This window comes from Actinoplanes cyaneus (genome assembly GCF_016862095.1).
GTDB classification, from domain to species: domain Bacteria; phylum Actinomycetota; class Actinomycetes; order Mycobacteriales; family Micromonosporaceae; genus Actinoplanes; species Actinoplanes cyaneus.
Genome location: NZ_BOMH01000019.1, coordinates 48,017 through 72,255, shown reverse-complemented (window position 1 = coordinate 72,255; position 24,239 = coordinate 48,017). Strand labels below are relative to the sequence as shown.

Genomic DNA, 24,239 nt, shown 5'->3' with positions numbered 1-24,239 from the left:
CTATGGCTACTGCCAGTGAGGGGTGCTCGGCATGACCAGCGCCGACCTGATCCTGATGGCGGATCGGATCCACACCATGGCGTCCGGTCCACTCCCGACAGCGCTCGCCGTCGCGCGGGGGCGCATCACCGCGCTCGGCGACCGGGCCGACGCCCGTGCGTGGCGCGGACCGCACACCGAGGTGCTCGACCTGGGCGCCGCCACGATCACGCCCGGACTCGTGGACGGGCACGTCCACCCCGTGATGGGGATCGGATCGACCCGCGGGGTGGACCTTTCCTCCGTACGTACCCTGGCGGAATTGATGGTGATCCTGAAGTCGGCCCGGGGGACCGGCTGGCTCGAAGGGTGGGGGCTCGACCCGAACGTGTTCGAGGGGGCGGCGATCACCTTCGCGCCGCTGGTCGAGGCCGTGGGGCCGGACGTGCCGGTCTTCCTGCTGATGTTCGACGCGCACTCCGCGCTGGTCAGCCCGCGGGCGCTGGAGGTGGCGGGGATCACCGGGCCGCGGTCGTTCGGCTCCGGCGGGGGCGTCGTCTGTGATGGTGAGGGGAGGCCCAGCGGGCAGCTGCTGGAGCTCGAAGCGGTTGAGCTGGTCCGGGCGATGCTGCCGCGCGACGCGTTCGCTGATCGGTGCGCGCGGCTGCGCGACCTGATGGCGCGGATGGCGGCCGACGGGCTGACCGCCGCGAACGCGATGGACTTCGAGGAGGATTCGCTCGACCTGTTCCGCGCGCTGGAGGCGGACGGGGAACTGCCGATACGGTGGCGGTGTGCGCCGTTCGTGATGCCAGGGGCCGCGCTGCCCGAGGTCGTGGAGAAGCAGGCGCTGCGCGGGCGTCGGTGGCGGGTCGAGGGCGCCAAGTTCATGATCGACGGAACCGTGGACGGGGGAACGGCCTGGCTGGACGAACCCGACACGCACGGGGAGTCGACGGCGTGCTTCTGGCCGGACCCGGCGGAGTACGCCACGGCGGCCGGCCACCTGGCGGGCCACGGTGTCCCGATCGTGACGCACGCGATCGGGGACGCCGGGGTCCGGTACGTGCTCGACACGTACGCGACGCTGCCGCGGATGCGCGTGCCGCACCGCATCGAGCACCTGGAGACGATGCCGTGCGAGCTGATCGGACGGTTCGCGGAACTGGACGTGACCGCCAGCATGCAGCCGACACACTGCACGCACTACACCCGGGCCGATCACAGCGACAACTGGTCACGCCGGCTCGGCAAGGTCCGGGCAGACCGGGCCTTCCGCGCGCGTGACCTGCGGGACCACGGGGCTCGGCTGGCCCTCGGGTCGGACTGGCCGATCGCGCCGTACGACCCGCGCGCCATCCTCGCCGCGGCCCGGCTGCGGCGTCCGGCCGGGTCGCCGTCGACCTCGCCGGTGCTGCCGGAGCAGGCGCTGACCGCGCGGATGGCGCTGGAGGGGTACACCATGCAGGCCGCCGCGGCCGCCGGCCTGACCGATGCGGGCCGGATAGCCCCTGGCTGCCGCGCCGACCTGTCGGTCTTCGGCCTGGACCCGTTGACCGCCGACCCGGACGAGTTCGCCGAGTCCCCGGTCCCACTGACCGTCGTAGCCGGAACCGTCGCCCACCGAGCCTGACCGTCGTGGCCGGCCCCGTCGCCCACCGAGCCTGACCGGTCCCGCCGACCGTCGTGGCCGTCGCGCACCGGGCCTGATCGGTCCTGCCGACCGTCGTGGCCGGCGCCGTGGGCTGCTGTGCCGCACCGTGTTCCGGGCGCTGGCTGACCCGGCATGACCGGTCCCGGGCGAGCGGCACGCGGCCTTTGCGGCGGCCGGGGTCGCGGCGCGGGGCGCTGTTGCGGGCTGGTTCTCATGGGCGTTATTCGTCCCGAATAACGCCCATGAGAACCAGCCGGAACCCGCGGGCGCGGCCGGGCCTGGACCAGCCGCGAGTGTCGCGGGCTGGGACGGGCCGGAACTGCTGGGACGGGCTGGGACGGGCGGGCGTGGGCTACGGCCGTACCGAAGCGGGGCTCTGGAAGGTTCTGGGGGTTGTGCCGAGGATGCGTTTGAAGTGGCGGATCAGGTGCGGCTGGTCGTAGAAGCCGCTCCGCAGCGCCACCGACGGCAACGGGTGGCCGGAAACGATCAGGCGGCGGGCGAGGTCGACGCGGCGGGAGATGACGTACTGGTGCGGGGTCATGCCGTATTCGCGGCGGAACGACCGGACCAGATGCGCCGGCGCGAAGTGCAGCCGGGACGAGGCGTCGGCCAGTGAAATGCCCGGAACGAGATGGGCTTCGAGCAGGTCACGCAACGTTCGGGCAGCGGAGGCGTCCGGCGGCGGGACGGGATGGGCGGCCAGCCGGACACGCAGGCGCTCCAGGGACACCGCCAGCAACTCGGTGGCCATGGGGGAGTCACCGGGAGAACGCAGCAGCCGGTGCACCGACGAGATCATGCGATGCAGGCCGGGATCGATCAGCGCGGGAGCATCCACTGAGGCGCCGATCAGCCGCTCCGGCAGCTGCTCGGGTGACAGGTAGAGGACCCGTTTGCGGAAGCCGTGCCCGTTCGCGCCGGTGCCGTTGTGCGGAACCTTCGGCGGGAGCAGCGTGACGACGTCGCCGAACGCGCCGCGCTCGTGCCGATCCAGGTCGTAGCGCACCGCACCGTCGTCGACCAGCAGCAACGTCCACGCGTCGTGCGCATGCATCGGGTACGCGTGCGAGGGGAACCGGGCGTGCAGCACCTCGACGACACCGGCCACCGGCGGCCGCCATGCCCGAATCGACGGCTCAGCGTGGATCGAGGTGCCCGGCACGTCAAAATCGTACAAGACCCGCAGGTCACGACCGGTCGACGATGGGAGCCATGACCGGATTCACCACCAAGATCGCCGTCCTGCTGCGGGACGACCTGCTCGTCTGGCAGCGCCTCAACGTCACCGCCTTCCTGGTCTCCGGGCTGGCGACGACCGAGCCGGAGCTGCTCGGCGACACCTACATCGACGGCGGCGACGTCGAGTACCTGCCGATGTTCCGCCAGCCCGTGCTGGTCCTCGAGGGCGGCAAGGAGCTGCTCACCGCGGCGCACACCAGGGCACTCACCCGGGACGTACGGATGTCGATCTTCACGTCGGACCTCTTCGCGACCGGCCACGACGCGGCGAATCGCGCTGCCGTCCGTGCGGTGCCGACCGCCGAGCTGGACCTGGTCGGTCTCGCCGTGCACGGGCCGAGGAACGCCGTCGACAAGATCCTCAAGGGCGCGTCGATGCACGGTTGACGCCCGCGCTCACCGCGAGGAAACCGGCGGCTGTCGATGCTCGACCTCGATGATGGTCGTCGCATCGCTCAGTGCCTGCCGGCGCCTGCCGTCACCTCAACGACCAGGCCTGGTTCGAGCGACCGGTGCACCTGACGACCACCACCCGCGTGCCGGGACGCGCGCCGTCGGAAGGGTCGGTCAGGCACCGGTTGCTGGCCGCGTTGACCAGTTCGCGGCCGTCACCGACCCGCCACTGCGCGGTGGTACGGCCGTCGCAGCCGGTCAGGTGCACGGTGTCGTCGCCGACCAGCATCGCGCACTTGCCCATCACGCGCAGCGTGCCGTCGCCGGCGAGCGTCCAGACCTGCGCGACCGTGCGGTTGCAGTCGAAGACCTGGATGACGTTGTCGTCGGCCGGGATCGCATTCGCCAGGTCCAGGCACAGGCCGTTTCCGCTGACCAGCGTGCCGGTGCCGGCTTTCGGTGGGGACGGGGCCAGGGCCGGCGCATTCGGCTGTGCTGTTCCGGTCGGCGCCACCGACCCGGTCGTCGCGGTGCTCGGCGTGCCCGACGTCGCCCCGCTGGACGGTGTGGTGGTGGCCGTGGTGGTCGTCGGCGTGGTCGTCGCGCCCGTGCGGCCCGGGGTGGAGCCGCCACCCGCGTCGGTGTTGCCCCCACCGCCGACCGTCTCGTCCGTCACCGCGGCCCCGGCCGAGGCGGACGCGGTGGGCGGGCCGGTCACCACGGGAAAGGACGGGCCGGGCAGACCGTCGGAGAACGAGGCGTCTCGACCCGGCCCCAAGGCCGTGTAACCCGCGACCGCCAGCACCGCGACGACGCCCGCCCCGCCACCGGCCACCAGCAGCGTCCGCCGTTTGCTCCGCCGGGGTTCCGGCGTCGTCCCCGTGCTGCCCGAGAACACCGGCAGCACCTGCGTCGCAGAATCGGACGCGGAGCCGGCAGGCCAGGTGGCCTCCGAGACGGTGTGCTCCCCGGGCGCGTCGTCCTGCACCAGGAACGGACGCACCAGCAACGGGTCCCGGTCGCTACCGAAATCCTCGTCGTCCACGGACAGTGACACCCCCCGTCAGCAATCGATGAACCAACTTACCGGCCATCGTCCACTTGCGCGGGGTACGTTCGGCCGATCCGCCTCCGACCGGATCGCCTGCCGCCCCACCCGACCAGCGCCGCACCCCACCCGACCAGCCACTCCACAATCCCAGCCCGCCCAGAACCCCCGCCCGGTTATCCGCCTCACTTTCCCGCAGCCGCGGCGCCGCCGGCGCCGGCGCCGGGCAGCCCGCGTCGCGCAGCCCGCGCCGCGCAGCCCGCGCCGCGCAGCCCGAAGTTGCCAGCAGCCCGCGTCGCGCAGCCCGAAGTTGCCAGCAGCCAGCCGGCGGCCCGCGCCCACAGGGGCAGCCCGATCTCAGACCGCGCTCGCCACGCGTGACTTCGTCACAACGCGCCGCCCACCGCCCGCGAGCAGCGGCACCGCTAGCGCCCCTGCCGGTTCGCGCGCCTGCCGGTTCGCGCGCCGGCCGGTTCGCGCGCTGGCCGGGCCGCCGTGCTGTGGGCGACCCGGTCTTGCGATGCGCGGTCAGCGCTTCCAGAACGCCTTGCGAGCAGGTTTCGGCTGCGCGCCGGCGCCGAAGTCGGTCAGGACCCGGAGCGCCGTGGACCACTTCTCGTCGAGCGGGGCATCGCCGCCGAGCAGCGCCGCCAGGTCGTGCAGTGGAGCGAACTCGGCACCGGTCAGCGGCGTCAGCAGAACGGTGAGCCGACTGGCGAGATCCTCCAGCAGGTCACGCCGCTCGTAGCCGGGCCGGTCGGCGGCGTCACGCAACCGCCCGGCCTCGACCGTCGCCAGCGCACGAACGTCGTCGAGCGAGACCCCGGCGGCACTCTCGAACGTCCGCACGGACCGGCCGAACCCCCGCGCCATACCACCGGCCGCCGGCCCAGCAGGCACTGGGCCGCCGACCGCCGGGCCACCGGCCGCCGGTCCGGCAGGCACCGGGCCACCGGCCGCCGGGGCAGTAGGTGCCGGGCCGGCAGGCACCGGGCCGTCGGCTGCCGGAGCGCCGGTGCGGCGCGGCGGGCCGGTCACGGAAGGGGACCCGTTGTCGAAGTCCGCGTCGTCGTCCTCCTCCGTGAGCCCGAGCCAGACCCCGGCCTTCCGGAGCTTCGGCGGCCCCGAGTCGGCCGCGCCGGCCGGAGCGAATCGCGGCGCACCCGGCACCGGGCCACCGGGCGCGGGCGGGCTCGGCGGGAAGCTCCGCGAGCGGACCGGCGGCGGCCCGCTCTGGAACGGCGACGGCGCCGAGGCCATCACCATCCCGGCCGCCATCATCGGCGGAGCCGGCGGCTCCCAGCCGGAGGGCATCTCGACGGGCTGCGTCACCTTGCGCACCGTGCCGCCCTCGTTGACGACGCGCTCGTCGACAGCCACATATGCCGTGAAGCGGCACAACACCCCGAACCGCAGCGACGTGTCGATGATCTGCCGCTCCAGCTCGTGGTCACCGGCCGCGTAAGCATCCTCGAGGTCACGCAGCCGGGCGCGTGCCCACTGCTTGACGATCGCCTGCTCGGCACGTTCCTGCACGGCGATCATGGTTTGGAACTCCTGATCGTCCCGGGTCTTGCCGGTGACTGTCAGGCTGCCGGCGGCGTCGCCGGCATAACGCCCGGTGATCACCAGCGGCACCCCGGGGTAGAGCCCCGGCAGTCGCTGCGGGCTGCGCGTCCCGTCCAGCGGCGCGAACCCCTCGCCGGCGATCGACAGCCCGGTGACCAGGGGGGCGCCGATCCGGCGGTGGATGTGCTCCATCGCCTCGTCCAGCCTGTCCTCGCTCTCCACCAGCTCGGCCCGCCCGGCGCCGAGCGCGGCGAGCCGGCCCAGGAACCCAGCGTTGACAGCCCGGTCGATCCCGATGGTGTGCAGCCGGGTACCGCCGATCAGCGGGGTGACCTCGTGGACGATCTGGTCCTCGTTGCCGACCTGGCCGTCGGTGACCAGCACCAGCACCCTGTCCCGCCCGGTGCTGTCGGCGAGCAGGCCGAGGCCGGTGGTCAGCGGGGAGAGCAGCTCGGTGCCGCCCCGGGCGTCGGCGCGGGCCAGGTGCTCGACAGCCCGGAACCGATGACGGTCGGTGGCCTCGCTCAGCCCGGACTCCAGCCCGTCGGGCCGCTCGACCTGGTGGTCGAAGGTCAGCACGGCGAAACGGTCGGCCGCGGTCAGCGTGTCGATGACCCGGGCCGCGGCCCGCCGGGCGGCGACCATCTTCCAGCCGCCCATGCTGCCGGAACGGTCGAGCAGCAGCACCACGTCCTTCGGGCGCGGCGTCGCGGTCTCGGCCGGTGGCAGGACAACCAGCTGGTACGTCCCCTCGCCGCCCTCCCCGTCCGGCACCGCCACCGCGGTCTGCCCGCCCGGCGCATAGGCCAGCCGCAGCACGAAGTCCCGGTCGGCGCGCTCACCAGGGGCGATCCGCAGGGTCCCGTCCTCCTCGGTGACGGTGTGCAGGCTGGACCGGACCTCGCCGAGCTCCAGCCCGGCCGGGTCGACGGTCACCCCGACGGAGAGCCGCAGTGGGTTGGGGAAACCGGGCAGCAGCACGGGCGGGGAGATGCGGGACGCGTCCGGAACGGCGTCGGTGTCCGCGGCCTGCCCGTCGCCCGCGGCCGGCCCGGCCAGCATGGTGCCCGGGATGTAGCGCGGGGCGACGACCAGCGGGAACCGGAAGGTGGCCGCACCGTCCTCATAGGGCAGCGGGCCGACGAGGGACAACCGCACCACGACCCGCTCGCCGGGCAGGATGTTGCCGGCCCGCATGGTGAAGACGTCGGGCCGCTCCTCCTCGGCGATCGACGCGCGCTGCCCGGCGGCGATGGCCTCGTCGTAGCGCTCCCGCGCGGCGCCGCGCTCCTGCAGCTCGGCCGTGACCGTGCGGTCGTCGGCGGTCATCGTCAGACCGGTGACGGCGGCACGGTCGGGCAGTGGAAAGACATAGGTCGCCTCGAGCGCGGTGTCGTGCCCGTTGACGAACTCAGCGGTCACCTCGGTGCGGGCGACCAGGCCGTTGATGGCGGCCTGCACGTCGAGCCGGTCGAGCGGCAGGTTCCCCGCACTGGTGCGCATCGAGCCGAAGCCGGCCTCCGGCAGCCGCGGCAGACGCTCCAGCTCGCCCGGGCCCATCGGATTGACGTAGATGATCACAGATCTCTCCTATCGGTGGAGCCCACGGGAAGCGAGCAGGTCGAGCAGGGGCCGGGCCGCCGCGGCGAGCTCGGCCCGGCCGGTGACGTCGAGATCGAGAGGGCCGGGGACCAGCAGGATCACACCGTCACCGAGGGGAAGCCCGGTGAGCAGTGCGTCCGTGCTGCCCAGGGGCAGACCGCCGGGGTCGGCCGGCGGCGGGGGCACGTCGGGTGTGCGGTGCAACGGTGGCAGCGCCGCGCTGGCATCGGCATCTGACGGCCCGGAGGGCGGCGAATCCGATGATCGGCCCCGGCGCCCCGCGTGGGGAAACGCCCAGTCGGGCGTCGGCTCGGGGGGCGCTGGCAGCGCTTTCCAGAACGGCTGGCGCGTGTCCGGGGCCGGGGGCTCGGCCTCGGGATCGACAGTGAGCAGGGCGGGTGGCACCCGCGCGAGGTCGGTCAGCACCTCCTGCGAGGCGCCGGCCAGCCCGGCCTGAATCTCGGCGAGGGTCTGACCGGCCGCCTGCAGGCGCTTGATCGCCACCAGTTGGAGCAGATGCCGGGGACCGTAGAGCGCGGCGCGGCCGCGGGTGCCCAGCGGGCGGTCGACCAGGCCGATCGTCGAATACCACCGGATGGAGCGGCGGTCGGGCAGATCGCGGACCCGGCCGTTGGGCGCGCCGGAGTATTCCGCGGCGAGCGCCTGGCGCACCCGGTCGATCAGCTCCTCCATCGTCCACATGCCCGAGATTCTGACACTGTCAGCGTGACAGTGTCAATGTCGTGTGGCAGGATGGCATCATGTTCGAAGGCCTGAGGCTGGTGAGCCTGTCGCACGTCAACGACCCGGCCCGGGTCAGCGTCTTCCCGGGTGACCCACCGTTCGAGCTGGAAACGGTCGCGACCCTGGAGGCGGATGGCTATTACCTGCGTGCGGTTCGCGGCGGCGAGCACACCGGCACGCATTGGGGCGCGCCGGGGCATTTCACCGCGGGTGGGCTGCTAGCCGACGAGCTGACGCCGGCTGATCTGTTCCGCCCGGCGGTGAAGGTCGACGTGCGTGCCGCGTGCGCGGCCGATCCGGGTCATGCGGTGACGATCGCCGACCTGGAGGCCTGGGAGCGGCAGCACGGGCGGATCCCCGCCGAGGCCGTGGTGATCATCTGGACCGGGTGGGAGGAGAGGTTCGGCAGCGCGGGGTTCGAGCGGCACCCCGGCTTCGCGCCGGAGACCGTGCGCTGGCTGGTGGAGAGTGGCCGGCTGGGGGAGCGGGGCGGCACCGGGACCGACGCGTTCAGCCCGGATGTCAGCACCGATGCCGGGTTCACCGTGTCCAAGCTGGTCTATCAGCGTCGCCGGATCAGTCTGGAGGTGCTGGCGAATCTCAAGGATCTGCCCGCCACCGGCGCGTGGGTCCTGTGTGGCGGGCAGATCAACCGGGCCGGTTCCGGCTCGACAGCGCTCATCTACGGGGTGTTGCCCGAGGCTAGGGACGCTTCCGAGGTGTCGTGATCCCGGACTGCCCATAGGAGCCGGCACGCACAGTCGAAGCAGCAGCAACCGCACCGGCAGTCGCCGCCGACGGGCCGATCGTGCCGGCAGACGGCGCGGACGGCGCTGGGGAGGCCAACGGCGCGGACGGCGCTGGGGAGGCCAACGGCGCGGACGGCGCTGGGGAGGCCAACGCCGCCGACGGCGCGGGAGAGGCCGACGGCGCCGGAGAGGCTGCCGGGACGGGTGTGCTCGCGGACGGCCCAGGCGTCGGCTTGCCGCCCGCGACCGGCACGTCACCCCCCACCGCCACCTGCCCGCCACCCGGCTGCACGACACCGTCCACGGTCAGCGTGTAGGGGGCGTACTGCGTGATCGTCCCGGTCGGATCGTCCTGCGCCACGATCGCCACCACCTTGGGGTAACCGCGCAGCGAGGCCGCCTGCTCGATCGGCACCACCGCGGCCCGCAGCTTGCCGAGCCCGACCAGCACGACGTGCCATCCGCGGACGGCGACCGGGTGCCACTGGGTCGGCGACTTCCACCCGTCCAGCGAGTCGCTCACGATCTTGTTGGCGCCGAGGGACACGTCTCCGACATGCCAGCCGCCCAGGTTCACCGCCGCGTCGCTGACATAGCGGAAGCCGAGCAGCACCTTCTTCCCCGCGTATGCCGTGAGGTCGTAGCTCTGCTTGACGTCCGCCACCTGCCCGGTCAGCCCGGGACCCGCCGGCCCGGTGACAGTGTTGTCCCCCGCCACGGCGGTGTACGTCTTGCCCCCGTCGGCGGAGATCGTCACGTACCCGTAATCGAAGTCCTTCTCCATGCCGTAACTGGTCGTGAACCGCAGCACCGGATCGTCGGCCGGAACCTCGACCTGCCGGGCCGCGGTCTCGTCGGTGTCGGAGGCGTTGCCGGAGAAGAGCATCCCGGAGTCGATCTTCCAGGCCAGCGGGGTCGGGGCCAGGGTCGGCGCGCCGCTGAAGGTGACCGAGCCGAGGTCGCCGCGGATGCGGATGAAGTCGGCCCCGTTCGGCGCCGCTCCCGCTTTCTCGTAGGCGGCCTGGTTGCCCAGGTTGATCGTCGACCGCAGGTGTTCGGCGACGACCCGTTCGCGGGGGACGCCGGTGATCGTGCCGCCGGCCTCGCCGACCTCCTTGTCGACCAGGGTCATCACCTGGAAGTCGTGCAGCACGTCGGTGAGTTTGGTGCGGGGCGGCAGGGCTTCCCGGAGGGCGTCGAGTGACCGGTGCTTCCCGTCCCGGTGCAACTCCGAGATGATCTTCTCGCCGAAGCGGTCACGCAGGTAGATCATCAGTTCGTAGGTGATGCCGTAATCGGCCAGCACCTCGTTCGGCTCGCCCTCGTCCCACAGGTTCAGCGAGTTCTGCGGGCCGCCGCACTGGCGCGGGTTCGCGTTCCAGGTCGTCTTGACGTTGCCGAAACCCTGGTAGCAGGCGAGGTGGCTGTCGTATCCCATGTGGTGCACGCCGAGCCGCGCGTCCACGTAGCCGACCAGCGTCTGGGCATAATCGGACAGCCCCTCGTTGAGCCAGTCCGCCTCGTCCGGGTCGGTGTAGTACTCGAGCAGGTGCTGCCATTCGTGGGCGAACGTGCCTTCGTACATCCGTGGGCGGGCGGGCCGGCTGGTGCACAGGTCGTCGGTCGGCTCGTTCTTCGGGTTCGCCCCGAGCCGGTGTGCCCAGTCGTAGGCGTCGATCGTCATCACGTTGCGGTCGAACAGCTCGTTGAGCTGGGCGGAGAAGAACCCGGCGATGTAGGTGGGCCGTTCGGGGAAGTGGAAGTAGTTGTCGTCGCGCACGTTGTCGACGAGGGTCACGGTCTTGTCGCCGTCGCCGCTGAAGTCGCCGGCCATCCCCGGGTGGGCGCCGGACCGGTCGGGCGGCGTGCTGAACGCCGCGGTCTCCTTGGGGTAGATGGTGTCGTCGAACTGGGTGACCAGGTCCGCCACCTGCGCGTCGGTCACCTCGGTCGCGTTCTTACGGCAGTCGTTCGCGGGGAAGGCGACGTCGTTGGCGACCCACACCTCGATGTGCTTGCCGACGGCCCGCAGCGTGTAGTCCTTGCGGTACAGGTCGTCGTCGGTGTCGTCGAGCCCGACCCAGCTGCGCACGGTGCCGACCGGGGGTGTCGCCGCCGGCGCGCGCCGGCCGGCCGGTTGGGGCCGATATCGCGCCCGTGGCAGCGGTTTTCCGTCAAGACCCAGGTCGGTACGGGTGAGTTCCCGGCTGTCGTCCACGGGCGGGGCCCCGGCGTGTTCGCCGGTGACGGGAGCGGGCGGCCGTCGCTGCTGCGCCTCGGCCGGGCTGGCGACGAGCGGGATCATTACCACGAGCGCAGCGAAGCTGGCAACACCGGTGCGATTCACGAAGCGGACGTTACCTGCCTAAAGGTGCGAATGGCCCCAACACGCGCAGTCGATCATGAATCATCCGCCCGCCCGGTTCGGATCGCACCCGAGCTGTCAATCAGGATGGCATCCGGGGCCGCCGCACCGCCGGAGGTCGGCGAAAGGACGGACGTATGCCGGCCGGCACCAGGTTCGGCGACGACCGGCACGCGGTCACGACACTTCGCGACGCAGCACCCGGACGGCCCCGGCGGCCAGCGGCAGGAGCACCCACACCGCCACCGAGACGCCCAGCCGTGCGTACTCGCCGGAGGTCATGTCCGCCTCGGACAGCGGCGTGGTGGTCACGTTGATGTCCAGCCACTCCGCCGCCGACTTCAGTTTCTTGATCATGCTGCCGAGCACCGTCCACACCATCGGCAGCGCGAAGTAGAGCACGATCGCCAGCGGCGTGTTCTGCAGCAGCGCGCCGAACCCGATCCCCATCAGCACGAAGATCACCTGGAGCAGCAGGCCCTGCCAGACCAGCGAGCTGTCGATGTGCCACGACCCGTCCCCGCCGATCGGCCGGCCGATCACGTTCGCGACGGCGCTGAGCAGGGCGGTCGCCGCGGTGGCCGCGATCGCGATCAGCACTCCGGCGACGATCTTGGCGGTCAGCACCCGGCCGCGCGTGGGGACCAGCGTGAACGTGGACAGCACGGTGCGCTGCGACCACTCGCTGGTGACCGAGAGGATGCCGAGCACCGGCAGCAGCACCGCGGACGGCAGCAGACCGAACGAGAAGAATCCCTCGAACGTCATCTCCTCGTCCTCGGCCCAGCCCAGAATGATCGCCGACGTCGCGGCCGTGGCCAGCCCGATGATCAGCAGGAGCCAGAACCCGGCCCGGGTGTCGGCCAGCTTCCGCAGCTCGACCCCGGTCAGCCGGGTGAGCGGGACCTGCGTGGTGGTGGGTGCGGTGGTGGTGGTCGTCATCGGTTCCCTCCGGTGCTGGTCAGACGCAGGAACATCTCCTCGAGGCCGCCGGCGCCGGCCGGTCGCAGCTCCAGCAGCACCACCCCGGCCGCGGCGGCGGCCCGGGCGATCACCTCGGGCTCGGCCGGCACCAGGATCGTGCCGTCCGACGAGCGGGTGCCGGTCACGTCCAGCTTCTGCAGCACCGCGTCGAAATCCTCCGGATCAGCCGGGCGTACGACGGTGCCGGCCGCTCCCAGCAGCGCGTTCTTGTCGCCCTGGGTGAGGATCCGGCCGCCCCCGATCACTACCAGCCGATCCGCCACCGCCTCCACCTCGCGCAGCAGGTGGGAGGAGAGCAGCACCGTTCCGCCCCGGTCGGCGAACTCCCGCAGCAGCCCGCGCATCCAGTAGATGCCCTCCGGGTCCAGCCCGTTGGCCGGCTCGTCCAGGATCAACACGGCCGGGTCGCCGAGCATCGCGTAGGCCAGGCCCAGCCGCTGCCGCATACCGAGGGAATAGGCCCGTACGCGTCGTCGCGCGGCGGTGGCGTCCAGCCCGACCTTCGCCAGCCGGTCCGGGACGCGCGCGGTGTCCAGGCCCATCGTCATGGCGGCCAGCGCGAGGGTCTCCCGGCCGGTCCGCCCGGCGTGCTGGGCCGATGCGTCGAGCAGGACCCCGACGCGCCGCCCCGGGTTGCCGAGCCGGCGGTAGGGCACGCCGCACACGGTGGCAGCCCCGGCCGTGGGCGGGGTCAGGCCGCAGATCATCCGCAGCGTGGTGGACTTGCCGGCGCCGTTCGGACCGAGGAAGCCGGTGACCGTGCCGGGCTCGCAGGTGAACGACACGTCGTCGACGGCACGCTGATCGCCGTACCGTTTGCTGAGGTTCTCGACCGCAATCATGTCCTCAGCCTCCGGGCCGGGACCCGGTCGCCGCTGCGGCCTTCGGTCGGCTTTCGCGAACCTTGGTCTACCGCCCGGCACCTACTTTGGTCGGTATCGGCGGCGGTGCGGCCGCTCGTAGAGTCGACGCGTGGGTCACGTCGCTTTCACCTGGCTGTTGCCGGCCGCGCTCTCCGCCGAGCCGGACGCGCCGGCCCGGCGGTCCACCCGTGACTGGGTGGTCGACAGCCTCTGCTTCGTGATCGGTTTCGGCTTCACCGTGCTGGCCACCCTGGATCTGCTCGGGTCGCACCCGACGCTGGTGCAGGAGTGGCATCCGACGCAGAGTTGGCTGGTCGTGACCGACGCCGTGCTCAGCGGCATCGCCGGGATCGGGCTGTGGTGGCGCCGCCGCTTCCCGCTGGCGCTCGGGATCTACTGCGTGGTGCTCTCCACGTTCAGTGTGGCCGGGGCGTTCACGATGTTCATCGCCCTGCTCACGGTGGCCGTCCACTGCCGCTTCGTGGTGCTCGCGGCGTACGTCGGTGTCGCGGTCGTGGCCAACGTGATCTTCCCGGCGGTCCGGCCGGAGGGCGACAGTTCGCCCCTCGTGACGGTCCTGTGGGGCGTGGCCATCGTGGTGATCATCGCGTTGTGGGGGATGGTGATCCGCGCCCGCCGCGAGCTGGTGGTCTCCCTGCGCGACCGGGCCGCCCGTGCCGAGGCGGAGCAGCAGTTGCGGGTCGAGCAGGCCCGCGCGCTGGAACGCAACCGGATCGCGCGCGAGATGCACGACGTGCTGGCACACCGGATCTCGATGCTGAGCCTGCACGCCGGGGCGCTGGAGTTCCGTCCCGGGGCGCCGCCGGAGGAGATCGCCGGCGCGGCCGCGGTGGTGCGGGCCAGCGCGCACCAGGCGATGCAGGACCTGCGCGCGGTGATCGGCGTGCTTCGCGCCGGGCCGGACAACGGCGACCCCACCCCGGAGAAGCCGCAGCCCACCCTCACCGCGCTGCCCGCCCTGGTCGAGGAGGCACGGTCGGCCGGCGACAAGGTGAACCTCGAGGTGACCGCGGATCTCCCGGAGGTGCCGGCCGGGGTGGGCCGCGCGGCGTACCGGATCGTCCAGGAGGGCCTGACCAACGCGCGCAAGCACGCCCATGGCACGATCGTCCAGGTCAGAGTCGGTGGCGCGTGCGGCGCGGGCCTCACCATCGAGGTGGCCAATCCGCTGCCGGTCGCTTCCCCCGGCAAATCCCTTCCCGGTACGGGCCTGGGCCTGATCGGCCTCACCGAACGTGCCACGCTGGCCGGCGGCCGCCTGACGCACGGCCCGATCGACGGCGAGTTCCGTCTGGTCGCCCACCTTCCGTGGCCCGAGCCGTGACCGGGCGGCGAGAGATGAACGGTGGTGTGGTGTGACGCCGACTGAACGGGGGGACGGCATGAGCCCGGTCCGGGTCCTGATCGTCGACGACGATCCGCTGGTGCGGGCCGGTCTGTCGATGATTCTCAACGGCGCCGACGACGTACGCGTGGTGGGGCAGGCCGGTGACGGCGGCGAGGTGCCGGACGCGGTCGCCGAGCACCGCCCGGACGTCGTGCTGATGGACATCCGGATGCCCGGGGTCGACGGGCTGACCGCGACCGAGGCGCTGCGCCGGCGGCCGGACGCGCCCGAGGTGCTGGTCCTGACGACGTTCGACGCTGACGAGTTCGTGCTGCGGGCGCTGCGGGCCGGGGCCGGCGGGTTCCTGCTGAAGGACACGCCGCCCGCGCAGATCCGGGACGCGGTGCTGCGCGTCGCGTCCGGTGAGGCCACGCTGTCGCCGAGCGTGACCCGGCAGCTCATCACGCACGTCACCGCCCCGCAGCCGGATCGCCGGCAGGCCGGCCGGCGACTGGATCAGCTCAGCACCCGGGAGCTGGACGTGGCGCTCGCCGTCGCGCAGGGCAAGTCGAACGCGGAGATCGCCACCGACCTGTTCATGTCGATCGCCACGGTGAAAGCGCACGTCTCCCGGCTGCTCACCAAGCTCGGGCTGAACAACCGCGTGCAGATCGCCCTGCTCGTCCACGACGCGGGGATGGCCTGACGCGGGCCGGCCGGTTGTCGGCCGGCCGGGTCATTCGAAGAGGCCGTGGTCCTTCCGGCCGCCCTCGGCACGGGCGCGTGCCCGCCGGCGGAACTGGATCACCACGAGATCGCCCAGCGCGACGACGGCCCACACCGCCAGCAGCCAGGCCGGCACGGTCCAGCCGGCGCGGAACAGCACTGCCGACAGGACGGCGCACACCACCATGCCGAACGCGGCGAGGACCAGGCGGAGGTTGAGCGGACTGTAGGGCTCCTCCACGGTGCCGCGGCGGCCGTGTGGTTGCGGGCCGATGGGCATGACCGCAAACCTACCCGTGCGGGCCGGGACGGAAACAAGCCGCCCCAAGATCAGTTAACTTCGATATCTTCGGCGTCTGGCACTGATCCGCTGTGGACAGGAGGCGCCGTGTCGCAAGCGGGGCTTACCGAGCAGAATTCGCACAAACTCGGCACATGGTCCGTGTTCGTGATCGCGGTCTCCGCGATGACACCGCTCACCGTGGTCGCCGGGGCTCTCCCGCTGGGCTACGGGGAGGTGAGAGAGAAGGGCATCCCGGTCGCGTACGTGCTGGTCGCCATAGTCTTGGCGATCTTCACGGTCGGCCTCACCGCGATGGCCCGGCACGTGCCGAACAGCGGGGCCTTCTATGCATACGCCGCGAAGGGCCTGTCCCGGCCGGCCGGGGTCGGCACCGCCTTCGTCGCGCTGCTGGCCTACAACGCGATGCAGATCGGCCTCTACGGCGCGTTCGGCGTGGCCGCCCACAACGCCGCGGCGATCTTCGGGCTGAAGATGTCCTGGATCGTGTGGGCGCTGCTCGGCTGGGCCCTGGTCAGCTTCCTGGGCCTGCGGCAGATCGATTTCAACGCCCGTATCCTGACCGTCCTGGTCTGCGCTGAAGTGCTGATCGTGCTGATTTTCGACGCTGTCATGCTCGGTCACCCGGCCGGCGGGTCGGTCACCGCCGACACGCTCAACCCCGGGCTGATCGCCAGCGCGGGCGGCGTGTCCCTGCTGGTCGGCGCGGTCGCCGGCATGGTCGGCTTCGAGTCCCCGCTGGTCTACGCGGCCGAGGCGCGCGACCCCCGGCGCACGGTGGCCCGGGCGATCTTCATGACGCTCGGCGTCGCCGCGATCGTCTACGGCGGCTCCGCCTGGGCGATGTCCGTCGTCGCCGGGCCGGACCGGATCATCGACGTCGCCGCGCAGTACCTCAACGACCTGTTCTTCGTCCTGCCCGATCCGTACCTGCCGGGCGCGCTCGTCGACCTCGGCCGGATCTTCTTCGCGACCAGTCTGTTCGCCGCGATGCTCGCCTTCCACCACACCGTCGCGCGGTACGCGCTGACCGTCGCCCGTGAGGGCGTGCTCCCGCCGGCGCTGGCCCGCACCCGCGACGACGTGCCGGTCGCCGCCTCGAGCGCCCAGTCCGCGCTGGCCCTGGTCGTGCTGCTGATCTTCGCGGCGCTGGTGCTGAACCCGACGACGGATCTCTTCTTCTTCGGCACGGTCTCCGGCGGCCTCGGCGTCCTCGTGCTGATGGCGATCGCGTCGCTCGCGGTGGTCCGCTTCTTCCGCCGGGACGCGCACGGCGAGACGACGTGGCGCCGCACGGTCGCCCCGTGGATCGCCGCGGTCTTCCTGATCCTGATGCTGCTGCTCTCGGTGGTCTTCTTCGGCGACCTGCTCGACTCGGACAACCTGGTCAAGGTCTACCTGCCGCCGGTCGCGTTCCTTGCCGTCTACCTGCTCGGCGTCCGGTGGGGCCGCCGTCTGCGCCGCGACCGGCCGCCGGTCTACGCCGCGATCGGCACCGGCCTCCCGCCGGAGAACCCGACAACCACCCCGGAAGACCCCGATACGGTACGTCGTGAGCCGCGCGCCACCGCACCGCATCCGCGCGACGCCGAGCACCCCTCCGGCCCCGCCACGCCCGTGGCCCCGGAAACCGAAACCGCGGCTCCTGCCGACGGCGCGACCCCCACGCCGGAGGCGGCCGGGCCGGAGACCGGGAAGCCGCCGACCGGTACCTGATGATTCGTCACTTATGCGAATTCTGATCAGGCGGTGAGTGACGTCTCGTCGGCCGGCACCGGCGAGTCACCAGCGGTCGCGCGACGGGCCGACGGCCACAGCGGCTCCGTCGCGTGCTGCTCGGTCTCGCGCATCACCCGCAGCACGTTGCGGTGCGCGAGTTTCCGGAGGTCATCGTCCGACCAGCCGCGCCCCGACAGCTCGGCCAGCAGGTTCGGGTAACCCGCCACGTCGCCGAGCCCGACCGGCAGCTCCGACGCCCCGTCGAAGTCCGCCCCCAGCCCGACGTGGTCCACCCCGGCCACCGCGCGGACGTGCTCGACGTGGTCGGCGACGTCCGCCACTGTCGCGTCCGGGCGCGGGTTCGCCGCCAGCCACGGCCGGAACGCCGGCTCGGACGCCTGGTCGGCGAGCCGGGCCGCCGGCGGCGAGCTCTCCCCGGCACGCGGCGCGCGCGGCCAGTCGTACCCGATCGGCGGCAGCCCGAGCCGCTCCCACTCGGCCTCGGCGGCGTGGTACCAGTCCAGCGCGGCCGCCGACACGAAGTAGGCGACGAACGGGATCTGCACCACCCCGCCGTTCGCCGGGACCCGCTCCAGCACGTCGTCGGGCACGTTGCGCTGGTGATCGGTGACCGCTCGCGCCCCGGAATGGCTGAAGACGACCGGCGCGGCGGCCTCGTCGAGCGCGGCGTGCATCGTCCCGGTCGCCACGTGCGACAGGTCGACGAGCACGCCGATGCGCTGCATCTCCCGTACCATCGCAAGCCCTTCGGCCGTCAGGCCACCGGCCGCCGGCGGCGCGGCGGCCGAGTCGGCCCAGGCCGTGTGATGGTTGTGGGTGAGCGTCACATAGCGGACCCCCAGCCGCGCGAACGCCCGCAGCACCCCGGGGGAGCGCGCCAGGCAGTGGCCGCCCTCGATGCCGATCAGCGAGGCGATCCGGCCGGCGGCGACGATCCGCTCGACGTCGTCAGCGGTGAAAGCGGCCTCCAGCGCCTGCGGGTACTCGGCGAGCAGCCGGTACACGACGTCGATCTGCTCCATGGTGTGCGTGACCGCCTCCGGCTCGGCGAGCGAGGACGGCACGTAGACGGACCAGAACTGGGCGCCGACGTTGCCGGCGCGCAGCCGCGGCAGGTCGGTGTGCAGCCCCGGCTGCTCCCGGTCGAATCCGGCGACGCTCGACCCGTGCGACTCGCGCAGCCGCATGGCCACGTCGTTGTGCCCGTCAAAGATCCACATCCGTCCTGGCTACTCCCGGTGCGGCGCGGAAGCAAGCGAGACACCCCGGCCGGTGTGCCCGGCGCCCCAATTCGGCCGCAACCGGCCCGCACCGGCACGGGCACTCGGCGCGCACCCGTCGCCCTGGAATCTCTTTCACATGCCCGGCGGACAACGCCGCCGGACAGACCGGGGGGTATTTGATTTTGAAGTCGACGCTGCGCAAGACCGTACTGACGCTCACCGCCCTCGCTGCCGGTTTCGCCGGCGCGGTGACGGGGACGCCGGCACAGGCCGCTACGCAGGCTGCCGACACGGGGTGCAAGACCGGCGCCAAGCTGGTCCCGACCTGTGGCGTTCTCTGGGGCGGTGCGGCTGGTGGTTTCACCAGCGCGCCTCGTGACCAGGCGCTGAAGACGTGGGAGAACGCGAGCGGCCGGACCGCCGCCATCTTCCACCAGTACCACAAGGGCAACGAGCCGTTTCCGACCAAGGCCGAGATCGCGATGACCCAGGACTCGGCGCGCCCGCGGGTGCTGCTGGAGAACTGGAAGATCGCGTACGGCACGACCTGGGCGGCCGTCGCCAAGGGCCAGCAGGACAAGCGGATCGACGCCTTCGCGGCGCGGGCCAAGGCGTACGGCAAGCAGTTCTTCCTGGCCCTGAACCACGAGCCGGAGAACGACGTCGTCGCGCGCGCCGGCTCGGGCATGGAGGCCAAGGACTTCGCGGCGATGTACCGCCACACGATCCTGCGCCTGCGCGCCCAGGGCGTGTCGAACGTGATCAACGTCGTCGCGTACATGGGCAACGAGAAGTGGATGGCGCAGTCCTGGTGGAAGGACCTGTACCCCGGTGACGACGTCGTCGACTGGGTCGGCCTGGACTCCTACGTCTCCGTGGAGAAGGGCTACTACCACTACGGCAACTTCGCCTCGCTGCTGGACCGCAAGGCCAAGGGCGGCACGCTCGGCTGGTACGACTGGGCGACCACCAAGCACGCCGGCAAGCCCGTCATGGTCGCCGAGTGGGGCGCCTACCACCGCGTCGGCCGCACCACCGACAAGTCGGCCGCCTACAACAGCGTCCTCAACGAGCTGAAGAAGCGCCCGGCGATCAAGGCGATCGTGCACTTCGACACCAAGCACGACGACGAGGGCGACCGCGACATCAGCATCGACAGCTCCAAGTCCTCGCTCGCCGCGTTCCGCAAGCTGGCCGCCAACCCGATCTTCGACGTGAAGCTCGGCTGATCTTCCACCCTCCCCCTGAGGAAACGCCGTCCGGGTCCCCCACCCGGGCGGCGTTTCCGCATTTCCGCCCATTCCCGCGTACGTACGCCGCCCGCTCCACCCGCCGTAAGCACCGCCCGACAACAGCCGTGAGTACCAGCCGGACCGTGTGAGCTGGTGCTCACGGCTGTATCGGCGGCCGACAACAGCCGTGAGCACCAGCCGAGCCGTGCGTGCTCCTCGGTCTGCCGCCCAGCCTGAGGTGGGGCCGGGCCGGTCGGCAGACCCCGCCGGTCGGCGACGCGTGCCGGCGTGCATCCCGGAACCGGCGCGCATCCCGGAACGAGCGCGCCCCAGCGACGGTGAGGGTCAGTGCCCCAGGACGGTCTGCAGCCGCCTCGCCTCCTTGACCAGCCTGCTCGAACCGTCGCGTGCGGCGATCTCGGCCAGCCCCGCGATCCGGGAGTCCGCCCGGACCGCCCGCGCCACCTGCGTGGACAGCTCCAGCAGATCGGGCAGGCCACGCGGCGCCGCCGGCAGCAGACCCGGCAGGGCCGCGGCCAGCACCTCCCACAGCGCGACCGAAGCCCCGGCGCGGTGCACGTCGGTCAGGGCCGGGACGACCCGGGACAGTTTGAGGACACCGTCCGCCCCGAGGTCGGTCAGCGCCGCGCCGACCGCCGCCGCGAACGGCTCCGGACGCCCGGCCAGCGTGAGGAACGCGTCGCCGGCGGCGATCCGGTTCTCCTGGTGGCGGGCGCCGAGCCCGTACGCGACACCGTAGGCGAGCGCCGGCCCGACCGGCCCTGAGCACTCGGCGAGCAGCGGCAGCACCTCGGCGCCGGCCCGCTGCTCCTGGTCGGCCATCGCGGCCAGCTCGGGCAGAACCCAGGCGGCCGCCGCCTCCCGATGGTGCGGCAGGACCATGGTGAGCACGTCACCGGACTCGTGGAAGGTGTCCGGATAAGCCTCCGGGTGCGCGGCCGGGGCGAGCGTGAGCAGCTGGCGCTCCAGGCGCAGGCCACCGTCGCGGGCCGGGCTCATGGCCGCCACCACCCGGCGCACGTCCCGCGCCCAGTGGTCCCGGCGCCCGGTGTCCGGGGTCTGCTCGAAGCGCCGGGTCACCGGGTCCGGCAGGCCGCCGCGGGTCAGCCAGGCGGCGAACTGCCGCCCGGCCGGGGAGGTCAGCGCGGTGGCCCCGGCTACGACCCCGGGATCGGTCCGGCGGGGCAGCCGCAGCAGCGCCTGCTCGAAGTCGACCGGCCACGGCTGCCAGCCTTCCGCCTCGGCCCGGCGCAGCCGCTCCAGCAGCACGGACGGGTCCACGCTGCCGGTCACGTGCGTCGGCGTCGCCATGATCAGCGGCACCATCGTGCGGGTCAGCTGGGTCGCCAGCTCGGCGACACGCAGCCCGAGCACACCGTCCGGCGTGGCGGAGAGCGCCGAGTCGTGACCGCCGCGCCGGCCGTCCTGCCAGGCGGTGCGCACCGAGGTGACCAGCCGCCCCCACAACCCGCCGGATCTGCCGGGGTCGATCACGGAGTGGATCGCGACGCCCAGGTGCAGCAGCGGCTCGGTCCGGTTCCAGGAGCTTTCCGCGAAGTGGCCCGGGTAACGGTCGAGCACCGGCTGCAACGCCGCCCGCAGCGTCGCCGAGCCCTCGGTGGCGTAGAGCGTGACCAGCCCGGCCAGCACCCGCTCCCAGTGGATCGCCGACCTCTCGTGGACGAGGACGACCAGCTCTTCCGCCAGCTCCGCGGCGGTGGTGATCGGCGGCGGCATCGCGGCCGGCGGGGCGGCCGGCGGCAGCTCCGGCACCTCGTCGCCGGTCACCGGCGCGGCCACGCCGAACAGCCCGGCGGCTCGGGCCGGCAGGTCACCGGCGAGCACCGCGGACGCGTCGGCGAGCCGGGCGACGGTGCCCGGGTCCAGCGCGGCGATCTGCTTGCCGATCAGGACGAGCGCGCGCTCCTGCACGTCCAGCGCGGGGTGGCCGAACGCGGCGGCGACCGTCTCCAGCACCTCGCCGGCCCGGGCGGGCTCCCGGCGGGCCACCCGCTCCAGCCAGGTGAGCTGAGCCTTGACCAGCGTCTTCTCCTTACGGACCAGGGTCGGCCCGCTGGTGTCGAGCAGCGTCTCCAGCTCCAGGCGGCCGGCGTCGTCGACGGTGCGCAACGCTTTCTGCGCGAGGGTCGCGACCGCGCCGGGCGCCTCGGGCAGCAACCGCGCGTAGTCCAGCGCATGGCTGGACAACTCGTCGACGGTCGGCTCCAGCGCGTCGTGCAGCAGCGCGAACGGACGCAGCTCGTTCGGCTTACCGCCCCGCAACAGCCGGTCGACTGTCAGGTCGACATAGGTCTTGCGTTCGAGAATGCCCTCGCCGATCAGGTACGCGATGATCCCCGGAAGTCGCGGCTCGTTGCTCCAGGAGCCGGTCGTCTCGTTCCAGGAGCCGCCGGACATGTCCGCGCCGAGGCCGGCGAACTCGAAGAGACCGGGTAACAGCACGTCGCGGTGCGGATCGTCGCGCAGCCGCATGCTCAGCGGCGGCGGGGCGCTGCGGTCCCGGCGGTGAGTCCGGACCGACACGAGGTGGGCGTGCCAGGCACGGACCACGTTCTCGGTGATCGGGGGCTCGGCGTCACCGGCCTGCAGCAGCGCGGAGATCACCGGCCACAGATTCCCGTCGGCGTCCCGCGCCGGGAGCCGCTCGGCGATCCGCCGGCCCAGCTCCCCCTGCCACGGGATCTGACGGAACCGGGCGACCTCGGTCAGCCGCGGCGCGCCGATCGTGGCCCAGGTCCGCATGTTGCCGCGGGTCAGCAGGGCCGCGGCCCGGGCCGCGGTCGGCATGCACCCGATCACGGCCAGTGCGTATCCCGGGTTCGGATTGGCGTAGCCGGGGGCGCTCTCGGAACGCCACCAGGCGTCACGATCGGACTTCCTGATGCCGGCCTCGACGTCCCCGGCGATCGCGAGGCGTTCCTGCTCCGGCGCGCGGATCAGCAGCGTGAGGAGGCCGGCCGGGTCACCGCGCAGGGCCCGATCCTGCAGCATCTCCCAGGTGAGAGTCATGCCGTGGCCTCGGCCTTCGCGATCGTCTCGGCGGTCTCGCCGGCGCGGGCCATCCGGACCGCGAGGACGTGCTTGCACGGGCCGCGGCCACCGCGGTGTTTCGCCCACCACGGGCAGGTGCAGGACTGCGACTCGTTGCGCACGTGGTACGTCTCGTCGGCGCTGACCACCACCGACACCTCGCCGCCGACGGTCACGCCGCCGGCCAGGACCAGCGCGCGCGCCCCGGCCAGGCGGGGGTTCATCTTCTCGACGGCGTCCGCGGCGTAGGGCAGGGTCCGGTGGAAGTAGCCCGCCTCGGCCACGTCGTAACCCACCCGCCCGGCCGTGCCGAGCTGGGTCAGCGCGTCACGGACCCGGGCGGAATCCAGCCCGGAGGCGGTGGCCAGCGAGTCCACATCGATCGTCGGATCCCACGAGAGCAGGGCGCTGACCAGGTCGGCGTCGTCGGCCACCTCGTCGCTCGCCAGCGACTCCAGGACCGCGCCCTCGCCGGAGAAGCCACGATGGGGCTCCGGCGACAGGGTCAGCGACAACCGCAGGGCCGGCATCGCCAGCTCCCAGGTGCTCGCCACCGGCTGACTGCCGGCGGCCACGGCGGGGCCGTAGACGCGCAGGCCCGTCGCGTACCGCAAGAAGGGTTTGAGGGCCGCCAGCCGCCCGGCGCCGGGAAGGCAGACCGCGCCCGGCGCCGGCCTGGACGTGAAGCGCAGCGAACGACCGGCCGGGACCGCCCAGAGCACCGACTTGTCGGTGGCCGGCAATCGATTGAACAGCGCCCGAGCCTCGGCGACGCCGATCTCGGCGCGCGGGTCGAAGCGGGCGGTCAGCACCTGCGCCTCGGCGAAACCGCGCAGCCAGCGGGACGGCAGCGGCACCTTCCTCTCCACCAGCGGCCCGTCGAACGTCGTGACGGTCAGGTCGTCGGGGCCGACCGCCACGTGCATCGGATCGGAGCGGCCGACTCTGGTCAGCGCGCGCTGCAGGGGCAGGTTGACGTCCACGTTCGTGGTGCCGTGGGCGACGATCTCACCGTCCAGCCCGCCGGGGAGCACGTCGAGCCGCGCATAGACCCCGCAGCAGCCGGAGAACGACTCGAACCGCAGCCGGTCGGAGCCGGCAGTGACCACCGGGTCCAGGCTGGCCGGCGGGAGGGGACGGAAATACCGCGTGCGGGCGACCTCGGCCACGGCCAGCAGGCCGGTCGCCGCGGCGCCGGGCGAGGTCAGGAAACCGCTGAAGAAACGGGGATGAGCGGCCGGGCCGCCGGAGGTCTGCAAGGTCAGGCCGTCGTCCAGAGTCGACGAACCGAGGTACGAGTAAGCCGCGGTAACCATGCGCGGAAACCTAGAACAGGGGTACGACAGTTTCCCGCGCCGCCGCCGCACGGGCCCCGCGACCAGCGAGTCGCGGGGCCCGTGCGGCG

At 72.5% G+C, this 24,239-nt stretch carries 18 protein-coding genes; 7 read left to right on the top strand and 11 right to left on the bottom strand.

Features of this window, described 5'->3' with window-relative positions; genetic code table 11:
• Positions 1–31: 31 nt before the first annotated feature.
• Positions 32–1,612: an amidohydrolase gene (locus Acy02nite_RS14025; protein ID WP_203740656.1), complete on the top strand. Its 1,581-nt coding sequence runs from the start codon at positions 32–34 to the stop codon at positions 1,610–1,612.
• A gap of 373 nt (positions 1,613–1,985) precedes the next feature.
• Here the strand turns inward: Acy02nite_RS14025 and Acy02nite_RS14020 are convergent, their stop codons facing one another.
• Positions 1,986–2,798 (bottom strand): helix-turn-helix transcriptional regulator, encoded by an 813-nt coding sequence (locus tag Acy02nite_RS14020; protein WP_239174767.1) that lies wholly within the window; start codon positions 2,796–2,798, stop codon positions 1,986–1,988.
• 50 nt (positions 2,799–2,848) lie between these two features.
• On the opposite strand from Acy02nite_RS14020, the gene Acy02nite_RS14015 reads away from it, so the two are divergent.
• Positions 2,849–3,262 carry a DUF2000 domain-containing protein gene (locus Acy02nite_RS14015; RefSeq protein ID WP_203740655.1) on the top strand — a complete coding sequence of 138 codons (414 nt, stop codon included), beginning with the start codon at positions 2,849–2,851 and terminating at the stop codon, positions 3,260–3,262.
• A gap of 91 nt (positions 3,263–3,353) precedes the next feature.
• Here Acy02nite_RS14015 and Acy02nite_RS14010 read toward each other — a convergent pair whose 3' ends face one another.
• From Acy02nite_RS14010 to Acy02nite_RS14000, 3 genes are all read right to left on the bottom strand, one after another.
• Positions 3,354–4,313, bottom strand: a complete 960-nt coding sequence (locus Acy02nite_RS14010; protein ID WP_203740654.1) for a ricin-type beta-trefoil lectin domain protein — start codon at positions 4,311–4,313, stop codon at positions 3,354–3,356.
• 531 nt (positions 4,314–4,844) lie between these two features.
• Positions 4,845–7,466, bottom strand: a complete 2,622-nt coding sequence (locus Acy02nite_RS14005) for a VIT domain-containing protein (protein ID WP_203740653.1) — start codon at positions 7,464–7,466, stop codon at positions 4,845–4,847.
• Between the two features lie 9 nt (positions 7,467–7,475).
• Positions 7,476–8,189, bottom strand: a complete 714-nt coding sequence (locus tag Acy02nite_RS14000; RefSeq protein WP_203740652.1) for a MerR family transcriptional regulator — start codon at positions 8,187–8,189, stop codon at positions 7,476–7,478.
• Between the two features lie 59 nt (positions 8,190–8,248).
• Between Acy02nite_RS14000 and Acy02nite_RS13995 the strand changes: the two genes are divergently transcribed.
• Positions 8,249–8,959 (top strand): cyclase family protein, encoded by a 711-nt coding sequence (locus Acy02nite_RS13995; RefSeq protein WP_203740651.1) that lies wholly within the window; start codon positions 8,249–8,251, stop codon positions 8,957–8,959.
• On the opposite strand, the gene Acy02nite_RS13990 is transcribed toward Acy02nite_RS13995, so the two are convergent.
• The 3 genes from Acy02nite_RS13990 to Acy02nite_RS13980 all read right to left on the bottom strand — a co-directional run bounded on the left by Acy02nite_RS13990 (position 8,934) and on the right by Acy02nite_RS13980 (position 13,171).
• Positions 8,934–11,327, bottom strand: a complete 2,394-nt coding sequence (locus Acy02nite_RS13990; protein ID WP_239174765.1) for a M6 family metallopeptidase — start codon at positions 11,325–11,327, stop codon at positions 8,934–8,936. The two genes, Acy02nite_RS13995 and Acy02nite_RS13990, sit on opposite strands and share 26 nt — an antisense overlap.
• Before the next feature lie 195 nt (positions 11,328–11,522).
• Positions 11,523–12,287 (bottom strand): ABC transporter permease, encoded by a 765-nt coding sequence (locus tag Acy02nite_RS13985; RefSeq protein WP_203740649.1) that lies wholly within the window; start codon positions 12,285–12,287, stop codon positions 11,523–11,525.
• Entirely contained in the window at positions 12,284–13,171 is an 888-nt protein-coding gene (locus tag Acy02nite_RS13980; RefSeq protein WP_203740647.1) for an ABC transporter ATP-binding protein, read from the bottom strand. The genes Acy02nite_RS13985 and Acy02nite_RS13980 overlap by 4 nt, the downstream gene beginning before the upstream one ends.
• A gap of 130 nt (positions 13,172–13,301) precedes the next feature.
• Here Acy02nite_RS13980 and Acy02nite_RS13975 point away from each other — a divergent pair, with 130 nt between their 5' ends.
• Both Acy02nite_RS13975 and Acy02nite_RS13970 read left to right on the top strand, forming a co-directional pair.
• Complete coding sequence (locus Acy02nite_RS13975) at positions 13,302–14,537, top strand: sensor histidine kinase (RefSeq protein ID WP_203740645.1); 1,236 nt, start codon at positions 13,302–13,304, stop codon at positions 14,535–14,537.
• Positions 14,538–14,595: 58 nt separating this feature from the next.
• Positions 14,596–15,246, top strand: a complete 651-nt coding sequence (locus tag Acy02nite_RS13970; protein WP_203740766.1) for a response regulator — start codon at positions 14,596–14,598, stop codon at positions 15,244–15,246.
• A 30-nt stretch (positions 15,247–15,276) separates the two neighbouring features.
• On the opposite strand, the gene Acy02nite_RS13965 is transcribed toward Acy02nite_RS13970, so the two are convergent.
• Entirely contained in the window at positions 15,277–15,546 is a 270-nt protein-coding gene (locus tag Acy02nite_RS13965; protein ID WP_203740643.1) for a hypothetical protein, read from the bottom strand.
• A gap of 168 nt (positions 15,547–15,714) precedes the next feature.
• Here Acy02nite_RS13965 and Acy02nite_RS13960 point away from each other — a divergent pair, with 168 nt between their 5' ends.
• The gene (locus Acy02nite_RS13960; RefSeq protein ID WP_239174762.1) at positions 15,715–17,283 is read left to right on the top strand and encodes an APC family permease; all 1,569 of its coding nucleotides are present in this window, start codon (positions 15,715–15,717) and stop codon (positions 17,281–17,283) included.
• A 26-nt stretch (positions 17,284–17,309) separates the two neighbouring features.
• Here Acy02nite_RS13960 and Acy02nite_RS13955 read toward each other — a convergent pair whose 3' ends face one another.
• Complete coding sequence (locus Acy02nite_RS13955) at positions 17,310–18,527, bottom strand: dipeptidase (protein ID WP_203740641.1); 1,218 nt, start codon at positions 18,525–18,527, stop codon at positions 17,310–17,312.
• Between the two features lie 185 nt (positions 18,528–18,712).
• Between Acy02nite_RS13955 and Acy02nite_RS13950 the strand changes: the two genes are divergently transcribed.
• Positions 18,713–19,759 (top strand): glycoside hydrolase family 26 protein, encoded by a 1,047-nt coding sequence (locus Acy02nite_RS13950; protein ID WP_203740639.1) that lies wholly within the window; start codon positions 18,713–18,715, stop codon positions 19,757–19,759.
• Between the two features lie 348 nt (positions 19,760–20,107).
• On the opposite strand, the gene Acy02nite_RS13945 is transcribed toward Acy02nite_RS13950, so the two are convergent.
• Together Acy02nite_RS13945 and Acy02nite_RS13940 are read right to left on the bottom strand one after the other, a co-directional pair.
• Positions 20,108–22,813 (bottom strand): DUF7824 domain-containing protein, encoded by a 2,706-nt coding sequence (locus Acy02nite_RS13945; protein WP_203740637.1) that lies wholly within the window; start codon positions 22,811–22,813, stop codon positions 20,108–20,110.
• On the bottom strand, positions 22,810–24,150 hold the full coding sequence (locus Acy02nite_RS13940; protein WP_203740635.1) for an SWIM zinc finger family protein: 1,341 nt from the start codon (positions 24,148–24,150) through the stop codon (positions 22,810–22,812). Before Acy02nite_RS13940 ends, Acy02nite_RS13945 begins: the two co-directional genes overlap by 4 nt.
• Between the last annotated feature and the right edge of the window lie 89 nt (positions 24,151–24,239).

Coding starts and splice junctions, on each gene's coding strand:
- Acy02nite_RS13985 (WP_203740649.1), bottom strand. CDS start 12,287: ATGACGACCACCACCACCGCACCCACCACCACGCAGGTCCCGCTCACC.
- Acy02nite_RS13980 (WP_203740647.1), bottom strand. CDS start 13,171: ATGATTGCGGTCGAGAACCTCAGCAAACGGTACGGCGATCAGCGTGCC.
- Acy02nite_RS13945 (WP_203740637.1), bottom strand. CDS start 22,813: ATGACTCTCACCTGGGAGATGCTGCAGGATCGGGCCCTGCGCGGTGAC.
- Acy02nite_RS13955 (WP_203740641.1), bottom strand. CDS start 18,527: ATGTGGATCTTTGACGGGCACAACGACGTGGCCATGCGGCTGCGCGAG.
- Acy02nite_RS14015 (WP_203740655.1), top strand. CDS start 2,849: ATGACCGGATTCACCACCAAGATCGCCGTCCTGCTGCGGGACGACCTG.
- Acy02nite_RS13940 (WP_203740635.1), bottom strand. CDS start 24,150: ATGGTTACCGCGGCTTACTCGTACCTCGGTTCGTCGACTCTGGACGAC.
- Acy02nite_RS14025 (WP_203740656.1), top strand. CDS start 32: ATGACCAGCGCCGACCTGATCCTGATGGCGGATCGGATCCACACCATG.
- Acy02nite_RS13995 (WP_203740651.1), top strand. CDS start 8,249: ATGTTCGAAGGCCTGAGGCTGGTGAGCCTGTCGCACGTCAACGACCCG.
- Acy02nite_RS14000 (WP_203740652.1), bottom strand. CDS start 8,189: ATGTGGACGATGGAGGAGCTGATCGACCGGGTGCGCCAGGCGCTCGCC.
- Acy02nite_RS13970 (WP_203740766.1), top strand. CDS start 14,596: ATGAGCCCGGTCCGGGTCCTGATCGTCGACGACGATCCGCTGGTGCGG.
- Acy02nite_RS13965 (WP_203740643.1), bottom strand. CDS start 15,546: ATGCCCATCGGCCCGCAACCACACGGCCGCCGCGGCACCGTGGAGGAG.